Below are 21,186 nucleotides of genomic sequence, written 5' to 3'. Positions count from 1 at the left end.
TGAACCATATTATTGTGACCTTAAAAATTGGCTTAATTGTATCTGTGGTGGGGAAAATTTTGAACAGGATTTTGAACAAAAATTTGCAAGTTCACTCGAATAAAGCTGTCGCTAAAAGCGGCCTAGATAATTCCAATGAGTTAAGCCAAGCATTAAGGGCAATATCTTTGATAAAAGCCAGCCGTATTACAGTTATTGCCTTAGCAGTGATAATCAGCGCCTGCAGTACACCCAGTGGTTTATCTGAAAAAAAACCGTTAAATATTATTGAGAAAAACACCCCAGAACAATGGCAAGCAAATAAATCACAGTCATCGCTAGCAAGCCCTGTGACTGATGGCTGGCTAAAAAGCTTTAACGATAGCGCGTTAGAGAAGATGGTTGCATATGCGTTAGAAAATAATTATCAACTCGCCTCGGCACGCATCAACGTTGAACTTGCTAAAGCACGATTAAATGTCAGTGAGGCGACTGATTTTCCAGCACTATCGTTATCATTAGATAACTCAAGACGTAAACAAGTAACCAATAGTACGACCAGCTATCAAAATAGTGCCGATATTAGTGTCGATTTAAGTTATGAGCTCGACCTTTGGGGTAAATTATCTGACGAACAAAATCAGAGTCGTTTAAATTTTGCCGCGGCACAAGCCGATTACCAACAAAGTAAACAAACTTTAGTCGCCAATATCAGTAAAGCTTGGTTTGATTTAACACAAGCGCAGCAGTTACTTAATTTATATCAAGAACGTGCCGACAACTTACAACGTAATTTAGTCATGATTCAATCATCATATCAACTGGGTTTGAACGAAGCTCTTGATGTTTACCTCACTAAAAATACGGTAAATCAAGAGCTTGCTCGTGTAGCAGAGCAACAACAAACGTTGCAAGCTAGCAGTAGAACACTTGAGTTGCTCTTAGGTGATTATCCACTAGCCAAAAAAGTTAGCGTGCAAAACTTACCCATTATTGATGATGAAATAAAACTAGGCTTACCGGCTCAGTTATTAACACGCCGGGCTGATATTCAAGCAAGTTGGTTAGCATTATTAGCGTTAGATGCGGGCCTAGCGGTCGCACATAAACAACGCTTTCCAAGTTTTAATTTGAACGCTAGTGTCAGTGATAATGCCACTGAATTAACTAATTTACTTAACGGTGGTGCATTAGCTTGGTCACTGCTAGGTAGTATATCAACACCTTTATTTAATGCCGGAAAGCTTGAGTCGCTTGAACAACAAGCAAAACTGAGCGTTGAACAAAAAGAACAGCAATATTTACAGCAAGTTTATCAAGCATTTGCAGATGTAGAAAACAGTATTAGCGCGCGAGATTCATTGAATCAACGCTATGCTTATTATCTTAAAGCACAAGAAAATGCCTTGGCCGCAGAGAAGCTTTCTTTCGATCAATACTTACGTGGCCTAGTTACTTATACCACGGTATTAGAAGCACAGCGACGCTCTTTTGATGCCCAAACTACCGTGATCCAGTTGGCTAATCTGTTGTTACAAAATCGTATTGAAATATATCGCATTTTAGGTGGTGATTATCTTAATAACCCAAGCGAAAATGCCAGCAAAAGTGAAAAAAGTTTATTACCAGCATCTCTAATTAACCGCATCAGCATGGAAAAGTAATGTCATTTAAAATAAAAAAACTACTGCCAATTATTGTTTTATCTGCATTGGTATTTTCGGCCTATGTCGTTACTAGTAATCCGCCTTCAGCAAAACGCGGGCGTCCAAGTAATACGCCACAATTGAGTGTACAAGTACAAAAGTTAACACGTAGCGACTTAGCCGTTACCATTGATAGTTATGGCACCATTAAACCTCGTACACAGAGCGTATTATTACCACAAGTATCTGGAAAAATCATCAGTATTAGTCCTAAATTTAGAACTGGTGGGTTTTTCGAACAAGGTGATATTTTACTGCAATTAGATCAACGTGATTTACTAGCGGAAGTGAAAATAGCTCAAGCAAGCTTATTTACCGCGAAGCAAAACTTTAGTGAAGAGCAAGCTCGGGTAGAACAAGCAAAACAAGACTGGCAGCGTTTGGGCAATAGTGAACAAGCCCCTGAACTTGTCTTACGTAAGCCGCAACTACTGGCGGCGCAAGCGTCAGTTTATTCGGCACAAGCGAGTTTAACAAAAACTGAATTAGCCGTTGAGCGCAGTAATATTGTTGCTCCTTACACTGGCCGAATATTAAGTAAGTCAGTGGATGTTGGTCAAGTAGTGAGTATAGGCACTGAACTTGCGGAAATTTATGCCATTGATTATGTCGAAATTCGTCTGCCGCTAAAAAATAAAGACTTACCTTATATGCTGTTGCCAGAGAGTAATCGCTTTCAAAAGGCAAGCCTTGAGCAACAACCTGCGGTAACTATTTATTCAGATCTGGCGGCTCGTCAAAGTTGGACAGGTAGAGTCGTACGCACTGAAGGTGCTTTTGATGAAGCGTCACAACAACTGTTTGTCGTGGCACAAATTGACGACCCTTATGGCGAAAATGAAGGCAATGGCTTGCCGTTAAAGATCGGCCAATATGTCAGTGCAAAAATTGATGGTAAAACCATTAAAAATGCTCTCAGTATTCCAAATAGAGCTATTTATCAAGGCAGCTATGTCTACATTGTTGATAACAATGTGCTTAAGCGTAAAAACATCACCATTGCATGGCAAAGTGAAGACGTTGCTGTAATTGCAACGGGTTTAGTAGCAGATCAACTGCTAGTACTAACACCTTTAGGGCAAGTCAATTCAGGCACTGTGGTAACTGTAAGCAATATAGACGGTAAGGCAGTAACAAGGTCGAAAAAGTCTAACAAAGCGGCCAAACTTGGCGCTAATCCAGCAGCTGACTCTAAAAATGCAGGCAAGGGTGATAAACCGCGTAAAGCACAATCAGACAAGGCTAAGGGAGTTACGTCATGATCGCTTGGTTTGCAAAAAATCATGTCGCGGCAAACTTGTTGATGATCACCATTTTATTGACTGGTATTTTTTCAATTAAAAGTAGTATTCCATTAGAAGTTTTTCCATCATTTGAATCCGAAGTCGTTAATGTATCGGTGACCTTACGAGGCTCGACCCCCGAAGATGCAGAGCTAGGTGTGGCCATTCGAATTGAAGAGGCCGTGCAAGATTTACAGGGCATCGAAAAAATCACTAGTACTTCAGTAGAAGGCGGGGCAACGGTGCGCATTGAAGCTGATTCATCAACCGATGTACGAGACTTACTCGCTGACATTAAAAGTCGTGTTGATGCTATTAATACCTTTCCTGCGGACGCTGAAAAACCGGTTATTGCCATTGCGCAGCGCATTCGTAATGTTATTTCAGTGACTATTGCCTCTGAATATGGTGAGAAAGAAATACGCGAATTTTCTGAACAAGTGCGTGACGATTTATTGCGCTTACCTCAGGTGACACAAGTGGCCTTGGATGCGGTGCGCGACTATGAAATTAGTATCGAGGTTAACCAAAGTAAGCTTGAACAATACCAATTAACCCTGACTGAAATATCAACCGCGATCGGTAATAGCTCTGTTGATATTTCAGCCGGTAATGTGCGTACAGATGGTGGCGATGTTTTGGTACGTAATATTGGTCAAGCGTATCGTCGAGATGAGTTTGAAAAAATTATCATAAAAACTAACACCGATGGTACTTTTATTTCTTTGGAAGATGTAGCACAGGTCAATGACGGTTTTGAAGAAACACCATTGCGCGCGCGGTTTAATGGTCAACAAGGGGCATTAATTGATGTGTATCGCATTGGTAATCAAAGTGCTATTGACGTTGCCGATGCCGTAAAAGACTATATTGATCAGCGCCAAGAAAGCCTGCCGCAAGGCTTCGTATTAAGTTACTGGGATGATGATTCTGAAATTGTAAAAAGTCGCCTAAATACTTTGATCACTAATGCGTTACAAGGTGGTTTTCTGGTTTTACTTTTACTTACGCTATTTTTACGTCCATCAATAGCTTTTTGGGTCTCTATTGGTATTCCTGTTAGTTTTATGGGGGCATTTATCGTGATGCCATTTTTTGATATTTCTATTAATATCATGAGCCTATTTGGATTTATACTGGTATTGGGCATTGTAGTTGATGATGCGATAGTGACAGGTGAAAATATTTATCGCCATACACAAACCGCATCTAGCGGCCTAGAAGCCGCTATTAAAGGCACGGAAGAAGTAGCTACGCCGGTAACTTTTGGTATTTTAACCACAGTGGCGGCGTTTTTACCCTTAGCTTTTATTGAGGGACAACGGGGCGCTTTGTTTGCGCAAATTCCCATTATTGTTATTCCTGTACTGTTATTTAGTTTAATAGAGTCTAAATTTGTTTTGCCTTCGCATTTAAAATCACTGCGTTTGCGTAGTGAAAGCACTAAACAATCAAAGTTTAGTGTCTGGCAGCAAGGCTTCGCCGACGGCTTTGAAAACGCAATTTTACGTTATTATAAGCCCTTATTGTCGTTAGCGATTCGCAACCGTTTAACCACAGTAGCCTTGTTTTTTGGTGTCTTTATTTTGATTCTTGCGTTTATTACCAGTGGTTGGACTCGTTTCGTTTTCTTCCCGCGTATTGCCAGTGAAACTGCTCGCGGCAGTGTCACTATGCCGGTGGGTACTAGCTTTGATGTTGTTGATGCTTACGTAGAGAAAATGTCGAATGCGGCAAAAACCTTACAAGATAAATACCGAGATGATGAAGGCCAAAGCCTAATTTTAAACACCTTAGCCATTACCAGTGAAGAAAAAGGCCGAGTACGTTTTGAAGTATTACCCGCAGATAAAAATGACACTGGCATAGGCACAGCGCAATTAGTTAAAGAATGGCGAGCGTTAATTGGCCCACTACCTGGTGCGGAAAGTTTAACCTTTAGAGCCGAAATAGGCAGAGGTAGTGATCCTATCGACGTACAACTTTCAGCGACGGATTTACAAGCCTTAAAACAAGTGGCTGATGAAGTAAAAGAGCGCATACGGACCTATCCAACCGCCTTTGAAATTGCCGATAGTTTATCTGACGGCAAAGAAGAACTACAGATAGAGCTGACCGCGCAAGGTTATGCGATGGGCATGAGTAATTCATGGATAACCAGACAAGTCAGAGATGCTTATTTTGGCTCTCAAATTCAACGAATTCAGCGTGGCCGTGATGATGTGCGTGTGATGTTGCGTTTTCCATTGTCTGAGCGACAATCAATATCACAACTCAAGGATATGCTGATCAATACCCCCGCTGGTGGCAAAGTGCCGTTATCGCATGTGGCGATCTTAAAAGCGGGGAAAAGTGCATCAGCCATTAAGCGTATTGACCGATATCGTACGGTTAATGTGACCGCTGATGTTGATAAAAACGCCACCAATATGACGATACTAAATGCCGACCTTAATCAATTTTTAACCGAACTTATGAACAAGTATCCTGGAGTTTCTTATAGCTTAGAAGGTGAAGCACGCGAGCAAGCAGACTCTTTTAGTAGCCTTGCTTGGGGCTTAGTGTTTGTATTTTTTATTATTTATTGTTTATTGGCCATACCTTTTAAATCGTACGTACAGCCACTGATTGTGATGTCTGTTATTCCGTTTGGTGCTATTGGTGCGATTATTGGTCATTGGATCATGGGGATGGATTTAACCATCATGAGCCTATTAGGCTTAATGGCGTTGATTGGTGTGGTGGTCAACGACAGTTTGGTGTTAGTTGATTTTATTAATGCAAAAGTGCGCACAGGAGAAAAGGTCTATAACGCGGTACTAATTGCTGCCCAATCACGATTTAGACCGGTCATGCTCACGTCACTCACAACATTTATTGGTTTAATGCCGTTATTGTTTGAAAAGGCAACTCAAGCACAGTTTTTGATCCCGATGGCGGTATCGCTGGGCTTTGGTATTATATTCGCCACGTTTATTACCTTGATACTTGTACCAGTAAACTACTTGCTGGTTGAAGATATGAAGCGGTTAACTTCTCGCGGTAAAGAAAAGCTGGCTACTCAGTTAAACTAAGTCACAGCAATTAAGTAAAGTGAAGAGAATTTACCTTACTTATCAACGAATATAATAAGAGTTAAGCGAATATAGACCACTACATTCGCTTAACTCTCATTGTCTTAACCAAACCAATTAATTATATAACCTGCGTAGATAATGGTATTTGATGTGGCTTATTCATTTTCGAGGCAGGAATAGTCCAGATTTTTGTATCAAAATTAAACACCTCCCATTTAGCTGTGGCAGGTTCAGCAGGTCTAGTTGAACAATGTAGCTGTAGTTCAAACACATACCTAGCTTACTCTTGATATATTGGCTATGGCCATACCTTTCATTAGCTCAGGTAATTTTTCAGGTGTTAATGTTTTGAAATGTTGGGTCTGTGAAGCAGGGAATAGCTTTGTTATATCGGACAAGGGGTTGAATGCAATAGCACCTTCACCAACTGCTAGTCTCATTATCTCATTGATGAACGTGCTTAACCGTTTCATGTTTACCTTCTGCCGCTACTGGTTTCAATAAAGAAATAACATACTTGGGTTTGATTTCACCAATAGGCATGCCTTCAAGTGAAGGCAATACATGCTTCGCTAGTATGTGATTTGCTCTTTTACTTTAGGTTTAGGTTGTTTAACTTGAGTGTTAGTAAGAGCCGTATTTGATTTAGAGATTATGTGGAGTATCTATATGTTTAAAAACTAAGTGGTACTGCCAATGCTACTGCTATTGATTAGTAAATTTAATAGGGTGATACAGGCACAAAAAAATCGCATTAGCTTATGTAATAGATACTTAAGCAAAATGCGATTCTTTTATTTTCTTAATGTGGTCGGAGTAGCAAGATTCGAACTTGCGACCTCACGTCCCCCAGACGCGCGCGCTACCAAGCTGCGCTATACCCCGATTGATAAGCTTAATGGGGATAAAAGCTTATGTGGACTATATTAATGATTTATCGCTCGATTGCAATTAAAAAACATCATCAATTGAGTTAAGCGTCTAATTATTGTACGTTATTCAATTGTTTATCCACTTGTTCATCGAATTGTTTACTAAATTGCTTAATAAAGTGAACGCCATCAATCATTAATGGAAAATCAGATTTTGCCGTAATAGGGGCGGCCAGTTGAATAGAATAACTTTGAAAGTTACCATTTTGGTCAACAAACATCGATTTATCTTTATTAAACACCACAATGCCGTTGTCCATGGTATTAGCAATAATACGGTCATTATTTAATTTTTTGATGTCAGTACCGTTGCTATAGCTTGTTGCTTTAATATCGCAGTTTAGCCAGTTTTTAATCAACGTAGGTTGCATATCCATATGACTAGTGAGTTTATTAATCGCTCTATTTTTACTTGCCGGTAAAACCAGTAGCGCGGGTTTAATCGATAAACTTGTTTCTGTTGTGCTGTTACCAATAGAGCTGATCCAAAGGATATCCTTGAGTTGCTTATCGCCTGGTTGGTTGTTTTGCACCGACATTAAAGCGTCTAAAAACAGTTCAAACTGATAGCTATTGTTACCTTTAAAATAAAACACGTGTAAACCTGGGGCATAACTATTGAGTTTATCCGCAAATATCAAACTCGATATATCGGCTAGTTTTGTTACTGTTGGAAATAGTTTATTTGTCAGGCTTAACAAGTCATGGGTATTCATTACTGAGGCTTCATTGTGATCTTCACCGACAATAGTAAGTGATGTGGCTAAATTTTTCTGAGCCATAATTTGAAATAGTAGCGGCTGTGCTTGTTGTTCGAACAAGGCTTTTTGGTAAATACTTGGCAAGCTATAAAACAAGTTAAACCAAGCTTCTTTTGGTGACGCGTTATCAATATGGCTGTCTAGCGATAGTACACCTTGCTTGGCTCTTTGTTTTATTTTATCTAGTTGCTGAGTTTGCAATATTTGGTCTGTAATCACCATGAAAACCGATTGTTTTAATTCGGTGTCATTGAGACATTGGCCTTGATAAAGCGGGTACTGAGGTACGGCATCTGTAAAGGCAAGGGGGCTGGTGCGACGGGCAATATAATCCACTTGATCGAACATACCATATTTAGTTAATAAGGTTTTGGCGGTTGATGGATAAGACAAGGGCAATACTGTGTCTTGGCGTAATACGTCATATTCCAGGTTGGCATCAGCCCAAATATGAATAATATGACTAAAAAAGAAAAAGCTCACCAGAGGAATAACGATAAAGCGCGCAAAAATAGTTTTTTGTAATTCTTTTAGGTGCTTCCAAGCATAATTTGATGCTATCAGTTCAAACGACAATATCACCATGGTCAATACTAGGCTAACAAACCAGAACGCTCGGCTATTTTGTTGTATTTCGTTATGAATAAGGTCAAGTATGGGCGCACTTGATGAAATATTTAAATGATAGCCTAAGCGGGTATAGATAAATGCGTCGAGCAGCAAAAGCAATAACTGGGCACTAAAAATGATAGAAGCGACCACCCGAATAAATCGGGTTCGAGGAAACAACAGGGTGATTGGAAACAAAATGAGCACAAAACTCATAAAAGTTAAGAAAGCTACATGGCTTAACCAAGTGGTGACTAAATAGGTTTGGCCTAATAAAGTGTCAGGCATTGCTTCACTAAATACATAAATTGACGATAATAAGATCGCCGCAATAATATTAAAAAAAGTGAACCAGTGGCTCCAGCTAATTAACTGTAATAGGCGCTTACTATAGGGTTTTGATTCAAATGAAACCATTGCGTCGTTTAATTCTCTTATTATTGTTTATGAATGTCGCTGATTATCTATACGTTTTATTTAGAATTTTGTATAGATTGTTTTAATGCCTTGGTAAAATTGTCTACTATTGCCTCTCGTTCCTTTTTCGGCACATTATTTGTAATAATTTCTGTTAGGGTATTTCCTAGGCACATTAGCGCTAGATCAGGGGTTGCAGACTCGTTAACGAGTACATCAAGCAAATCTTTAATAATTTTTTCTACACGTTCGTTGGAATACTTGGATACAATGGGCATCTTATACACTTAATGGTAATTTAATAAACAGACATAAGTTTATCAAATGCCCGAACAATATAATACTGACCTTTATCTATGAGCTTAATAATTTCGAATATTGCACTGCATTTTTTAACAAAAAAAGAAGAAACTGGCGAAGTTGTACTCAGGTTAGGTCCTGAGAATGTTGCAGCTAGCAGCAAAATTGAAAGTTTTGTTGATGCACTACATAAAATTTACAACAGCAAAGGCAGTAAGGCCTACGGACATTTTTCTGCTATGCCAGCCCAAGGCGACAAAGCTCGATTTGTTGATATTATGGAAAGCTATTTAGGTGATTCACAAAGTTTTCATGAATTTAGTAGCCAAGCGGGAAATTTACTTAAAAATGAATTAGAAAAATATGACCTGGCAGAAACCGGTTATTTAATTGTGTGTCATTACGAGTATATGGGTGGACGCTACTTACTGGCGGCGATAATTCCTATTTCTGAACATTATTCAGTTGACGGTGATTTACATATTTCAGCTGATCAACACCTTGATACTAATAAGCTTCAGTTAGCGGCTCGCATCGATTTATTCGATTATCAGAATAATGCCCAAGGTAACCGTTATATTTCTTTTATTAAAGGTCGCGCGGGCAGAAAAGTGTCTGACTTTTTCTTAGATTTTTTAAGCTGTGAAGAAGGCTTAAACTCAAAAGAACAAACCCAAACCTTAGTGCAAGCGGTGGAAGATTATGTTGCAGTTAATCAATTTGACGCCAATGAAAAACAACACAGTCGTAAAGAACTCTTAAGTTACTGCAAAGAGCAAAAAGAGTCGGCGCAAGATGTTTCATTGCAAGAAATAAGTGATGTGATTAAAACCGAAGAGAGTGGCCAAGACTTTTATAAGTTTTGCCAAGAGCAATCATACCCCATTGAGGAATCGTTTCCTCATGATCAAACCGTAGTGAATAAAGTCACCAAGTATGCGGGTTATGGTAACGGTATCAGTTTAAGCTTCGAGCGTAGTCATTTTGGCCAAGATGTGGTTTATAATCCAGCCAATGAAAGTATTACCATTTATAAAGTGCCGCCAAATTTAAAAGATCAACTACTAGCCTTAATAGAAAGTAATGCTAACCAGAGCGCGAGCCAAAGCCAAGCCATAACGTCAGGGCTAAGCACAGAAACAGAAAGCACAGAAAGCTCAGAAGACGAATACTAGTATTAGCTCAAGCTAAGCTAATAAGTGATAAAACATATTGCCTACTAACGGCAGTAGCAGATGAATAGATGACATTAGGAAAGAAAATGACCACATTAACCATTACTCGACCAGACGACTGGCATGTACATTTGCGCGATGGCGCCAGCTTAAATAACACAGTTGCTGATATTAGCCGCTACTTTGGCCGCGCTATTATTATGCCAAATCTAGTACCACCGGTAACCAATGCTGAATTAGCGCGTCAATATCATCAGCGTATTATGGCGGCAAAGCCGAGTGCACAGTTTCAACCGCTAATGGTGTTGTATTTAACCGATCAAACCAGCGCAGAAGATATTAAAGCGGCCAAAGCCTCAGGTATTGTTTATGCGGCCAAGCTTTACCCAGCAGGAGCCACAACAAATTCTTCATCTGGCGTAACTAACATCGATAATCTTGCCCCCGTATTTGCGGCGATGGAAGCAGAGAACATGCCGTTGTTGGTGCATGGCGAAGTAACCAGTCACGATATTGATATTTTTGACCGTGAAGCGGTCTTTATCGATACTATATTGCGGCCACTGGTGGCAAAGCATCCGACATTAAAAATAGTGTTAGAGCATATCACCACCAAAAATGCGGTTGATTTTGTTAAAGCAGCGGGTGACAACGTAGCCGCAACCATTACCGTTCATCATTTATTATTTAATCGTAACCACATGTTAGTGGGCGGTATTCGTCCACATTATTATTGTTTGCCAATATTAAAACGTAATATTCATCAAGACGCCTTAGTTGCCGCGGCGACCAGTGGCAGTGATAAATTTTTCCTGGGTACCGATTCTGCGCCGCATTCACAACATGCAAAAGAGAATGCCTGTGGTTGTGCCGGTGCTTACACCGCACATGCTGCTATCGAGTTATATGCTGAAGCATTTGAACAAGCCGGTGCGCTTGATAAGCTTGAAGGCTTTGCTAGTTTACATGGTCCTAAGTTTTATAACTTACCGGTAAACACTGACAAAATAACCCTAGTTAAAGCAGCATGGACTGTACCGGCCACCATGGCTTTTGGTAACGACGAAGTGGTGCCTATTCGCGCGAATGAAACCATTGCTTGGCAAGTTAAGTTGTAGGAGAGTTATTAAATGCAGTTATTTGTAAATGATTTAACCGTTATCGACTTCTCGTACTGTTGTGCTGAACGTGGCATTGTGGGCGAAAGTTGGATTGTTGATGTTTTGCTTGAGGGTAGTTTAAATGAAATGAGTATGGTGCTTGATTTTGCTGTGGTTAAAAAGCAAATTAAGGCCATTATAGATGATGCGGTTGATCATAAGTTATTATTGCCCATGCAAAGTAACACCGTTAGTGTGGAAGTTTCTTCCCATCGAGCAGGTCATGAATTTGTCAATTTCAGTGCTAAGCAGAGTAGCTACTATTTACAATCACCGAGCTGTGCATTTGCCAAAATAGATACCAAGCAAATAGACATCGCGGCGGTGACAAATTATTTAACCGATATAATTTTGAGTCATTTACCGAAAAATGTCCAAGGTTTGACACTAAATTTACGGCCAGAAAATATTGAGGGTGCTTATTATCACTATACCCATGGTTTGAAATTGCATGATGGTAATTGTCAGCGTATCGCTCATGGTCATCGTTCAAAAATTCATATCTATAAAAATGGTCAACGCTCAGCAGCACATGAAGCGGCTTGGAGTTCACGTTGGCACGATATATATCTTGCGAGTGAAGCTGACCGCATGGCGAAAAGTGAAATAGAATTGTCGGCTACAGCTATGGCTAATTTAACTCCCGATCACCAACTGTTTTCTTACTTTGCGCCACAAGGTCGATTTGATATTGCCGTGCCAAGTAACATTTTAGATGTGGTTGATTGCGACTCAACGGTTGAGTTATTGGCTGACTTTATTGTCCGTCAACTTAAACAGCAAGCACCGAACGATGAGTTTAAAGTGGTTGCTTTTGAAGGCGTTGCTAAAGGAGCTATTGCTAATGGCTAAACAGTGTTCATTATTATTAACACTCACCTTTATCGCTAGTTTACTGGCTACACAAGAGGTGTCAGCAAAAACATCAACTCAAACACAGCTGAGTGAGCAGTTTTTTCAAGGGGCGTTAATTGTAGGTAAAACAGCCCCAGAAAATAAAGTTATGCTTAATGGTAAAGTGATTAAAGTCTCTTTAAACGGCGACTATGCGTTAGGCTTTAGCCGAGATGAAAAAAATAATAGTGAACTCACCATCATTAGCCCAAGTGGCGTAATTGAAAAGCAGATATTAAAACCGCTAAAACGTGAATACAATATTCAACGGGTTGAAGGTATTGCTAAAAGCATTATGAACCCTAACAAAAAAGCCAATATCCGTGTAAGGGAAGATAACAAAAAGATTAAAGCCGCTCGAAAAATTGACAGTAACTTAATCGCCTTTGCTCAGGGATTTATTGCCCCTATTGAAGGAGTAATTACCGGCGTTTATGGCAGTCAACGTTATTATAACGGCGTGCCTAAATGGCCGCATTATGGTTTAGATTATGCGGGTGATACAGGCGACGCTGTTAAAGCGCCTGCCGATGGTACTGTGCTTATGTTTGTCTCTGATATGTTCTACTCAGGTGGCACAATGATCATAGATCATGGCCATGGTGTTAGCTCAACATTTTTGCATTTAAGCGCTTCATATGTCAGTGTTGGCGACAAAGTAAGCAAAGGGCAACTAGTCGCTGCTGTTGGCGCGAGTGGTCGAGCGACAGGCCCACACTTAGATTGGCGCATAAACTGGTTTAATATGCGCTTAGATCCAGCATTAGTATTAAAGCTCAAACCGTTGAAATAAAAATAATTTAGCTAAGGTCATAAATCAGGTTACTATGAAAAAATTCCTTCTCTTAGTTTGTTTAATGGTAAATTTTACTAGTGATGCCAAAAATTTCTATGTTGGCTGGGAGCTTTGGTTTCCTTACCAATATCGTAATAGCCAGCAAGAGCTTGTAGGTTTAGATTTTGAAATTTTCAACACAATATTTGCCAAAGTTGGTTATACAACAGAATATACTGAATTACCCTGGAAGCGACATTTACACTATATAAAAACCGGTGAAATGGATGTTGCTATGGGCGCTTCATTAAGCGAAGAAAGACAGCGTTATGCTATGTTTAGTGAAGCTTATAGGCAAGAGACCGTTAATTTATTTGTTAGAAATGGCCAAGCTAATAGTATTAAGTTAGGTGGTTTATCAGATTTAACCAACAGCAATTACATGATTGGTATCGAAAGCGGCTATTATTACGGTGATGAATATCAAGCATTAATTAAAACGGCTGAATTTCAAGAACATATTATTGAAGTTGTTGATATTGAAGAGAATGTAACATTACTATTAGCTGGGCACATTGATGGTTTTTTGGTTGATCCGGCCACCATGAAAGCCTTCTCTGACAAGTACAAAATGGCTGGAGAGTTTGAAAAGCATGCTTTAAGTATTTACCAGGCAGACATTCATATTATTTTCAGCAAAAAATCGGTTAAACCTGGCGTGGTTACAGCGATTAATCAGACCATTGGTGATTTAAAAAAATCTGGTGAGTTAGATAAAATAATTAATAAATGGAATCATCCTAATTAAGGGTAAAATGACTTTTCAATACTGAGTTTCAATACTGAGTTTCAATACTGAGTTTCAATACGGATGAATAAATGTAAAGCCACACTTGTTGGCTGTTAAGTTAGACCGAATCCAGTAAAAATAATATAAACATCTTATCTGAGCTTTAAAGCTGACTTCTCCGAGTCGGTGTTAACTGCTTTAAATCTAGCCTGTCTTAGGCCAACTAACCCAATAGACTAAATTTCAACATTAATATTACTTTTTCTTATTAATACCAATCTCACTAATTATCTGATCATTTTTACGGGTTAAAATAACCCACTACTGCGTTATTTATTTAATAATTAGCACAACTAGTTATTAAATAAATACCTTATATTTGGCCATTTTCCCTGCGTATAAAGTAGACCACCTAATTAATGAAATTGGTATAAGTTCATTGCCGCCATTGTTTTCGGTTAAGTGTCTTCAATTAAGTGTTTTGGCCATTAAGGGTTGAACTTGTCGATGTAGTTTGAATAATTTGATTTCTTAACCATTTATTGGCTGGGTCAAAATCGACATTGCTGTGCCAATATAAATGCACGTCAATATCGTGCAAATTCACGGGTAAGGAAAATACTTTCAAATCAAGCAACTGGCTGTACATTTGCGCTGTTGTTTCGGTCAGTGTTAGCAACATGTTGTTATCGGCAATGACTTGGCAGGCAGAAAAGGCATGCTGACACCTCAAGCCGATTTTTCGTTGTAGTCCTAATCGTCCTAACTCAAAATCTTCAATACTTAGTCCTACTGTGCGAGATGAAACCAGTACATGCTCTTGTGCGAGGTAGGTGGCTAAATCAAGTGTCGACTTCACAATAGGGTGGTTTTCTCGTGCTAGCACCACCAATTTGCTTTGATCTAATTGGGTATGCAAAATATTGTCACTAACCGGCAATAAGGTGTCTATCGCTAAATCAATATCACCACTGGCCAATTTGTTTTCCAATTCATGACGATTGACTCGGCGACTACTTTGTAAATTAATTAAAGGCGCTTCTTTTCTGATGCGTTGCATTAAAGGGGGTAAGTATGAGGCTTCTAAAGCGCCATGTAACGAGACATTGAAGTTATTACGCGAAACTAAAGGTTCAAACTGTCTAGACTGCGCCAAGCAAACTTTTAATTGTTGTAAGGCTTCACGCACATCGGCAATAACATTATTGGCAACCGGTGTTGGCCGCATCTGGTTACCTTGACGAATAAATAAAGCATCATCAAAATTATGCCGAAGTTTACTTAATGAATGACTCACGGCAGGTTGCGATAAGTTAAGGGCTGAAGCCGCTTTGGTAATATTTCCTTCACAGTAAATCGCTTCAAACACTACAAATAGATTTAAATCTACTTTCATACTTTCTCCATTTAATTTAGCAAACATTTAGCCACTATGGGTCATGTTATTATTTTAATCTAAGTGCATTTTTGGCTACTAGTTAGTTAGACCTATTCATTTTTTTCCTTATGGTATTAAGACCGATAAAAAATAATAGCTGGCTGTAGATGTTTGTTAACTCACTAGGTTAATCGCTGGTTTAACAGTGACGGACTAAAGTCCGACCTACAAAACAATCACCCACCGCGATATTATCACCTAACAAACGTTTGTATCTTTACTAGGTGAAGTAGGCAATATGCGTGAAAGCAAAATCATTAATATCAAGGCAATTAAAATAGTGCCAATGGTGATGAGTTATTCTTTAGCTATGTTACAAGTAATCCCCCTTCTTATCTATTCATAATTTGAATAGTAAGTTATAAGATCTATTCATTTGCTTAATTTTATGCGGGCACTTAGCATAGATTAATCGCGTTAAGCTGATATTTTAATCATGACAATGGTAAGCAATAAGATGATCATAAAAGAATATTTCAATCTAATGCAAAACCAATACGTTATGGCAGTAGCCTAGTTTTATGGCCGCTATTTATCTGATTCGCCATGGCCAAGCCTCATTTGGTCAAGCTGATTATGATCAGTTATCCCAAAAAGGGGCGATGCAATCTCAGTTATTGGGTAAGTGTTGGCAGTCATTGCCGGCACCTAAACACATTTTTTCGGGCGATTTACTGCGCCATGAACAAACCCTTGAAAACTTTTTATTAGGGTATCAGGGTAATAAACCCGCGAGGATTTTACATTCAGGTTTTAATGAATTTAACCATGTAGAAGTGCTGACACGCTACGATGCCCAATGGAGAAATTTTGCTGATAAGGTAGAAGAAACCAATCAGTTACCCAACGCCAGTCACGTTTTTCAAGCAGAATTTTCATTGGCAATTAAACGCTGGGTTGGTGGCGCATACGACAGTGATTATATTGAGAGCTGGCCACAATTTAAAAAACGTTGTATCACAGCTTTGCAAGACGTTATTAACCAAGCATTAATGCCTAAAAAACTTTTACCTAACGCCAAGCACTCAAACGATATATGTATTTTTACCTCGGGCGGTACAATCTCTGTGCTTGTTCAACATATATTAGGTTTATCAGATCAAAATACACTGGCAATCATTCAACAGTTACGTAATACCGGTGTGACTAAATTACTCTTTTCAAATAAAAACTTAAGCATTGATTATTTTAATAATTATAGTCATCTCACCCAAGCGGGTGCTGACTGGGTCACGTTTAGGTGAGATAAGCGTTAAGAGACAAGTAAAAATAAAGACAAAATTTATAACAAGGAATGAAGATATGAGTACCAATTTATTTGATTTAACAGGAAAAATTGCTTTAGTTACCGGTGCAAGCAGAGGCATTGGTGAGCATATCGCTAAACTGCTCGCAGAAAACGGCGCTCATGTTATTGTTTCGAGTCGTAAAATAGCAGGTTGCCAAGCCGTTGTTGAGCAAATTATTGCCGCGGGTGGCAGTGCACAAGCCATTGCTTGTCATATTGGTGAAATGGAACAGATAGAAGCCATATTTGCTCAAATTTCAGCAGAGCACGGTAAGCTAGATATATTAGTGAACAATGCCGCGACAAATCCATACTTTGGCCATGTATTAGATACTGATTTAGCGGTGTTTCAAAAAACGGTTGACGTTAATATTCGTGGTTATTTTTTCATGTCAACGATTGGCGCTAAATTGATGAAAGAAAATAACGGTGGGGCGATTGTTAACGTGGCCTCTATCAACGGTGTTATACCGGGTGATTATCAAGGTATATATTCTATTACTAAAGCCGCAGTTATTTCGATGACCAAAACGTTCGCGAAAGAATGTGCCCAATTTAACATTCGTGTTAATGCCATATTACCCGGCGGGACAGACACTAAGTTTGCCTCTACCTTAGTTAATAATCCAAAAATATTAGCACAAATGTTGCATCACGTACCGATGAAGCGAGTGGCTCAGCCTGAAGAAATGGCGGGTACTGTCTTGTACTTGGTTTCCAACGCTTCAAGCTACACCACAGGTACGGCGATTAATGTTGATGGCGGTTATTTAATTGGCTAGGTAATGGCCCTATAAATTTATATCACAAGCGTAAATTAGTGGAGGCTCAGGCTTTTAGACTTATTGTCGCCACTTTAGTTAATTTACGCAGAGCAAATAAAAAATGAAAGCGTTTAGGGAATAAGATGAGCAGCATTGACGCAGTACAAAATCTAGAAAAAAAAGTTGAAGATAAGGGCATAACTAAAGCTGTAACTAACACGGTAAATAGTGCCGCTAAACTATTTCAACCCTTCTCTATAGGAGGTTTAACATTAAAAAATCGCACTGTCATGGCACCGATGACACGGACATTTTCGCCAAACTATATTCCAACCGACGAGGTAGCTCAATATTATCGTCGCAGAGCCGAAGGTAACGTTGGCTTAATTATTACCGAAGGCACTTTTATCTCACATAAAGCCGCCAACGGTTATGAGCGTGTGCCGGCTATTTTTGGTGAAGAAGCCTTAGCGGGCTGGAAACATGTGGTTGATGAAGTTCATGCCGCCGGTGGAAAAATTGCCCCGCAGTTATGGCATGTAGGCTCAGTACGTAAAGAAGGCATAGGCCCAGATAAAGCCATACCGGCTTATAGCCCCTCAGGTTTGTATAAGCCGGACACACCCAACGGTATTGCCATGAGTCAAGCAGATATTGATGAAGTGGTTAGCGCATTTGCTCAAGCGGCCGGTGATGCTAAAGCTATTGGTTTTGACGCAATTGAAGTGCATGGCGCACATGGTTATTTAGTTGACCAATTTTTTTGGCAAGGCACCAATCAACGTAGCGATAAATATGGCGGCTCATTAGAAAATAGAGCACGTTTCGCTGTTGAAATAGTGCAAGCCATTCGCCTTGCTGTTGGTGAAAACTTTCCAATCATTTTTAGATTTTCTCAATGGAAGCAACAAGATTACGAGGCTAAGCTTTGTCAAACACCTGAAGAATTAACAAGATTTCTATTGTTACTCAGCAATGCCGGTGTAGACATTTTTCACGCCAGTACACGCCGCTTTTGGCTACCTGAATTTGAAGGTTCAGCCCTTAATCTTGCCGGTTGGACGAAAAAAATCACGATGAAACCTGTTATCACTGTCGGTAGTGTGGGTTTAGATAGTGATTTTACGGGTGAAGGCAGTGTCGACCTTGGGGGGACATCAAACCCAACTAATATTGACGGTTTGTTGGCCCGTTTAAATAATGATGAATTTGACCTGGTCGCTATCGGCCGAGCATTGTTAGTTGATCCAGAGTGGGTTAATAAAATTAAAGACAATAAAGCCGATGAAATCGCACAATTTAATAAAGCCGCGCTGATGAAATTAAGTTAATCGCCATCGCAGAAATGTTCGCGATAGTGTGAATTTAAGACTGCAGAGAGTTAATGGCGCTAAAACGACATAAATAACAGTCAGATATTAAAAAATAATAAGGATCACCCATGGATTTTGAATACAGCGACAAAGTTAAAGAATTAATGGCACGTGTCAGCACATTTATGGACAGCCATGTTTATCCTGTTGAAGCACAAATGCATGAGCAAGTAGCTCAGGATCAATGGTCAACCCCGCCCTTAATGGAAGCACTTAAAGCTAAGGCGAAAGCGCAAGGCTTATGGAATTTATTTTTACCGGTAAGTTACGGTAAATATAGTGCTGGGCTAACTAACTTGGAATACGCTCCTCTTGCCGAAATTATGGGCAAAGTGATGTGGGCACCAGAAGTGTTTAACTGCGCGGCACCTGATACTGGCAATATGGAAGTATTGGCTAAATATGGTAATGAAGCGCAGAAAAAACAATGGTTAGAGCCGCTACTTGAAGGAAAAATTCGTTCAGCATTTGCCATGACCGAGCCAGAAGTTGCCTCAAGTGATGCGACCAACATAGCACTTCGCATAGAACGTGAAGGTGATGAATATGTTATCAATGGTCGCAAATTCTATATCAGTGGCGCCTGTCGCAAACAATGTGAAATTATGATCGTGATGGGCAAAACTGATCCTGACAATAGCAACCGCTATATTCAGCAATCTCAAGTGCTAGTGCCGATGAAAACACCGGGCGTAACTATGGTACGTCCAATGCAAGTGTTCGGTTATAACGACGCTCCCGAAGGGCATGCTGAAATCACCTTTGACAATGTCCGCGTACCGGTTGAAAACATTATTGTCGGTGAAGGCAAAGGTTTTGAAATTGCCCAAGGTCGTTTAGGCCCAGGCCGCATTCATCATTGCATGCGCTCTATTGGCGTAGCACAACGTGCGCTTGATTTAATGTGTCATCGGGTTAACGAGCGCATTGTTTTTGGTCGCCCCATGATCAAACAGCAATCAGTGCGTGAAGACATTGCTATTTCTGCTTGTCAGATTGAACAAGTACGATTGATGACCTTAAAAGCGGCGCAAAAAATGGACACTGAGGGCAATAAAGCCGCTAAAGATATTATCGCTATGATTAAAATCGTCGCGCCGAATATGGCACTTGATGTACTTGACCGTGCTATTCAATGCCATGGCGCCGTTGGTGTCAGCCAAGATACCTTTTTGGCCCATGCCTTTGCTGGCCAAAGAACCTTGCGTTTAGCGGATGGTCCAGATCAAGTACATATGATGCAACTTGGCCGCGATTTAGTGAAAAAAACAACTTCAGGTCAATTGCTATAAACATTGAGCAAGTTAAATCAATAAAAGAGATAAACAGATGACAGCAAGCTTTGCTTTTGATCTAGAAAAATTAACTCAATACCTTGAGTCTCATGTCGCAGGTTTTATTGGCCCTATCACCTTAAGCAAGTTTACCGGTGGGCAGTCAAATCCTACTTTTAAAGTCACGGCTGAATCGGGTTTGTATGTATTGCGCAGCCAACCACCGGGCAAATTGTTAAAATCTGCCCACGCCGTTGATCGAGAGTTTGAAGTGCTTGATGCCCTTAAAGGTACTGACGTACCTGTTGCTCAGGTTTATCACCTTTGTCGCGACACCGGTATTATTGGCGCTATGTTTTACTTGATGGAGTTTTGTGATGGTAGCGTTTACTGGAGTCCGTCATTAGCTGAAATTTCAACAAATGCTTATCGCAGTCAACTATATGATGCGATGAATAAAACCTTAGTCGCTCTGCACAGCGTTGATATTGACCTAGTGGGTTTAGGTGATTATGGCAAAGCAGGTAACTACTTTGAACGACAATTTGGTCGTTGGTCTTCGCAATATCGCACAACAGAATTACAGAAAATTTCGGCTATGGACCAGCTGATACTTTGGCTTGAAAAACACCTGCCTGAAGATGATGGCCGAGTTTGCTTAGTACATGGTGACTTTCGCCTAGACAATATGATGTTTGCCAAAGACAAGCCTGAAGTCATGGCTGTGCTGGATTGGGAATTATCGACGTTAGGACATCCTTTTTCTGATTTAGCTTATCAATGTATGCAGCTGCGTATGCCACAAGGGATGGGCGCTATCGATGGCCTGCAAGGTGTTGATAGGGTGAGTTTAGGCATACCCACAGAAGCAGAATATGTTGCAAGTTACTGTCAACGCATGGGCATTGACCGTATCGATAATTGGACCTTTTACCTAGCATTTAGCTTTTTTAGATTAGCGGCAATAGTGCAAGGCGTGGCAAAACGTGCATCAGAGGGCAACGCATCAAATAAACAGGCCAATAAAGTGGGGGCCTTTGTTGAACCTTTAGCGCAAATGGCTTTAAGTATTATCGAGCAGGAAGGCGAACAGGCAGCCGAAAAAACAGACGAAAAAATAGCAGATAAGTAATGCCAAAGGTAAGTTTTGAAGAAAAATATCGCCATGTAAATTGAGTGATAACGGCGCGT

Annotated in this window: 19 protein-coding genes and 1 tRNA gene; 13 read left to right on the top strand and 7 right to left on the bottom strand. The window is 39.9% G+C overall.

Going from position 1 to position 21,186, the window contains the following annotated elements; all coding sequences use genetic code 11:
- Nucleotides 1-59: 59 nt before the first annotated feature.
- From H4J59_RS00300 to H4J59_RS00290, 3 genes are read left to right on the top strand one after another with little or no spacing between them, the layout of a single operon-like run.
- A complete protein-coding gene (locus H4J59_RS00300; RefSeq protein ID WP_182235803.1) occupies nt 60-1,643 on the top strand; it encodes an efflux transporter outer membrane subunit in 1,584 nt (527 codons plus the stop codon).
- Entirely contained in the window at nt 1,643-2,947 is a 1,305-nt protein-coding gene (locus H4J59_RS00295) for an efflux RND transporter periplasmic adaptor subunit (RefSeq protein ID WP_182235801.1), read from the top strand. The genes H4J59_RS00300 and H4J59_RS00295 overlap by 1 nt, the downstream gene beginning before the upstream one ends.
- The gene (locus H4J59_RS00290; protein ID WP_182235799.1) at nt 2,944-6,042 is read left to right on the top strand and encodes an efflux RND transporter permease subunit; all 3,099 of its coding nucleotides are present in this window, start codon (nt 2,944-2,946) and stop codon (nt 6,040-6,042) included. The genes H4J59_RS00295 and H4J59_RS00290 overlap by 4 nt, the downstream gene beginning before the upstream one ends.
- A gap of 121 nt (nt 6,043-6,163) precedes the next feature.
- Here H4J59_RS00290 and H4J59_RS19745 read toward each other — a convergent pair whose 3' ends face one another.
- The 6 genes from H4J59_RS19745 to H4J59_RS00270 form a co-directional block, all read right to left on the bottom strand.
- Nucleotides 6,164-6,316 (bottom strand): hypothetical protein, encoded by a 153-nt coding sequence (locus tag H4J59_RS19745; RefSeq protein WP_404851993.1) that lies wholly within the window; start codon nt 6,314-6,316, stop codon nt 6,164-6,166.
- Nucleotides 6,317-6,320: 4 nt separating this feature from the next.
- A complete protein-coding gene (locus tag H4J59_RS00285; RefSeq protein WP_182235797.1) occupies nt 6,321-6,485 on the bottom strand; it encodes a hypothetical protein in 165 nt (54 codons plus the stop codon).
- A gap of 4 nt (nt 6,486-6,489) precedes the next feature.
- Nucleotides 6,490-6,624, bottom strand: coding sequence for a phage integrase central domain-containing protein (locus tag H4J59_RS19740; protein ID WP_404851994.1), 135 nt, complete (start codon nt 6,622-6,624; stop codon nt 6,490-6,492).
- 229 nt (nt 6,625-6,853) lie between these two features.
- Nucleotides 6,854-6,930: transfer RNA gene (locus H4J59_RS00280), tRNA-Pro, on the bottom strand.
- A gap of 100 nt (nt 6,931-7,030) precedes the next feature.
- The gene (locus tag H4J59_RS00275) at nt 7,031-8,764 is read right to left on the bottom strand and encodes a DUF3413 domain-containing protein (RefSeq protein ID WP_182235795.1); all 1,734 of its coding nucleotides are present in this window, start codon (nt 8,762-8,764) and stop codon (nt 7,031-7,033) included.
- Between the two features lie 56 nt (nt 8,765-8,820).
- Nucleotides 8,821-9,042 (bottom strand): DUF1414 domain-containing protein, encoded by a 222-nt coding sequence (locus H4J59_RS00270; RefSeq protein ID WP_182136768.1) that lies wholly within the window; start codon nt 9,040-9,042, stop codon nt 8,821-8,823.
- 78 nt (nt 9,043-9,120) lie between these two features.
- On the opposite strand from H4J59_RS00270, the gene yejK reads away from it, so the two are divergent.
- The 5 genes from yejK to H4J59_RS00245 all read left to right on the top strand — a co-directional run bounded on the left by yejK (nt 9,121) and on the right by H4J59_RS00245 (nt 13,876).
- Complete coding sequence (yejK, locus tag H4J59_RS00265; RefSeq protein WP_182235793.1) at nt 9,121-10,239, top strand: nucleoid-associated protein YejK; 1,119 nt, start codon at nt 9,121-9,123, stop codon at nt 10,237-10,239.
- 86 nt (nt 10,240-10,325) lie between these two features.
- On the top strand, nt 10,326-11,357 hold the full coding sequence (gene pyrC, locus H4J59_RS00260; RefSeq protein WP_182189605.1) for a dihydroorotase: 1,032 nt from the start codon (nt 10,326-10,328) through the stop codon (nt 11,355-11,357).
- A gap of 12 nt (nt 11,358-11,369) precedes the next feature.
- Nucleotides 11,370-12,251, top strand: a complete 882-nt coding sequence (locus H4J59_RS00255; protein ID WP_182235791.1) for a 6-carboxytetrahydropterin synthase — start codon at nt 11,370-11,372, stop codon at nt 12,249-12,251.
- The gene (locus H4J59_RS00250) at nt 12,244-13,086 is read left to right on the top strand and encodes a M23 family metallopeptidase (protein ID WP_182235789.1); all 843 of its coding nucleotides are present in this window, start codon (nt 12,244-12,246) and stop codon (nt 13,084-13,086) included. The genes H4J59_RS00255 and H4J59_RS00250 overlap by 8 nt, the downstream gene beginning before the upstream one ends.
- Before the next feature lie 64 nt (nt 13,087-13,150).
- Nucleotides 13,151-13,876 carry an ABC transporter substrate-binding protein gene (locus H4J59_RS00245; protein WP_182235788.1) on the top strand — a complete coding sequence of 242 codons (726 nt, stop codon included), beginning with the start codon at nt 13,151-13,153 and terminating at the stop codon, nt 13,874-13,876.
- Nucleotides 13,877-14,330: 454 nt separating this feature from the next.
- Here the strand turns inward: H4J59_RS00245 and H4J59_RS00240 are convergent, their stop codons facing one another.
- Nucleotides 14,331-15,254 (bottom strand): LysR family transcriptional regulator, encoded by a 924-nt coding sequence (locus H4J59_RS00240; protein WP_182235787.1) that lies wholly within the window; start codon nt 15,252-15,254, stop codon nt 14,331-14,333.
- A gap of 563 nt (nt 15,255-15,817) precedes the next feature.
- Here H4J59_RS00240 and H4J59_RS00235 point away from each other — a divergent pair.
- The 5 genes from H4J59_RS00235 to H4J59_RS00215 all read left to right on the top strand — a co-directional run bounded on the left by H4J59_RS00235 (nt 15,818) and on the right by H4J59_RS00215 (nt 21,127).
- Complete coding sequence (locus H4J59_RS00235) at nt 15,818-16,540, top strand: histidine phosphatase family protein (RefSeq protein WP_182235786.1); 723 nt, start codon at nt 15,818-15,820, stop codon at nt 16,538-16,540.
- A gap of 58 nt (nt 16,541-16,598) precedes the next feature.
- The gene (locus H4J59_RS00230) at nt 16,599-17,366 is read left to right on the top strand and encodes an SDR family oxidoreductase (RefSeq protein ID WP_182189599.1); all 768 of its coding nucleotides are present in this window, start codon (nt 16,599-16,601) and stop codon (nt 17,364-17,366) included.
- A gap of 125 nt (nt 17,367-17,491) precedes the next feature.
- Entirely contained in the window at nt 17,492-18,679 is a 1,188-nt protein-coding gene (locus H4J59_RS00225) for an NADH:flavin oxidoreductase (RefSeq protein WP_182235785.1), read from the top strand.
- Between the two features lie 110 nt (nt 18,680-18,789).
- Nucleotides 18,790-20,013 (top strand): acyl-CoA dehydrogenase family protein, encoded by a 1,224-nt coding sequence (locus H4J59_RS00220; protein WP_182235784.1) that lies wholly within the window; start codon nt 18,790-18,792, stop codon nt 20,011-20,013.
- Nucleotides 20,014-20,050: 37 nt separating this feature from the next.
- Nucleotides 20,051-21,127, top strand: coding sequence for a phosphotransferase family protein (locus tag H4J59_RS00215; protein ID WP_182235783.1), 1,077 nt, complete (start codon nt 20,051-20,053; stop codon nt 21,125-21,127).
- Nucleotides 21,128-21,186 lie beyond the last annotated feature (59 nt).

The sequence above is a fragment of the Colwellia sp. MB02u-10 genome (genome assembly GCF_014077185.1).
Classification (GTDB): Bacteria; Pseudomonadota; Gammaproteobacteria; order Enterobacterales; family Alteromonadaceae; genus Cognaticolwellia.
This window is presented reverse-complemented; position numbering and strand designations above follow the sequence as displayed.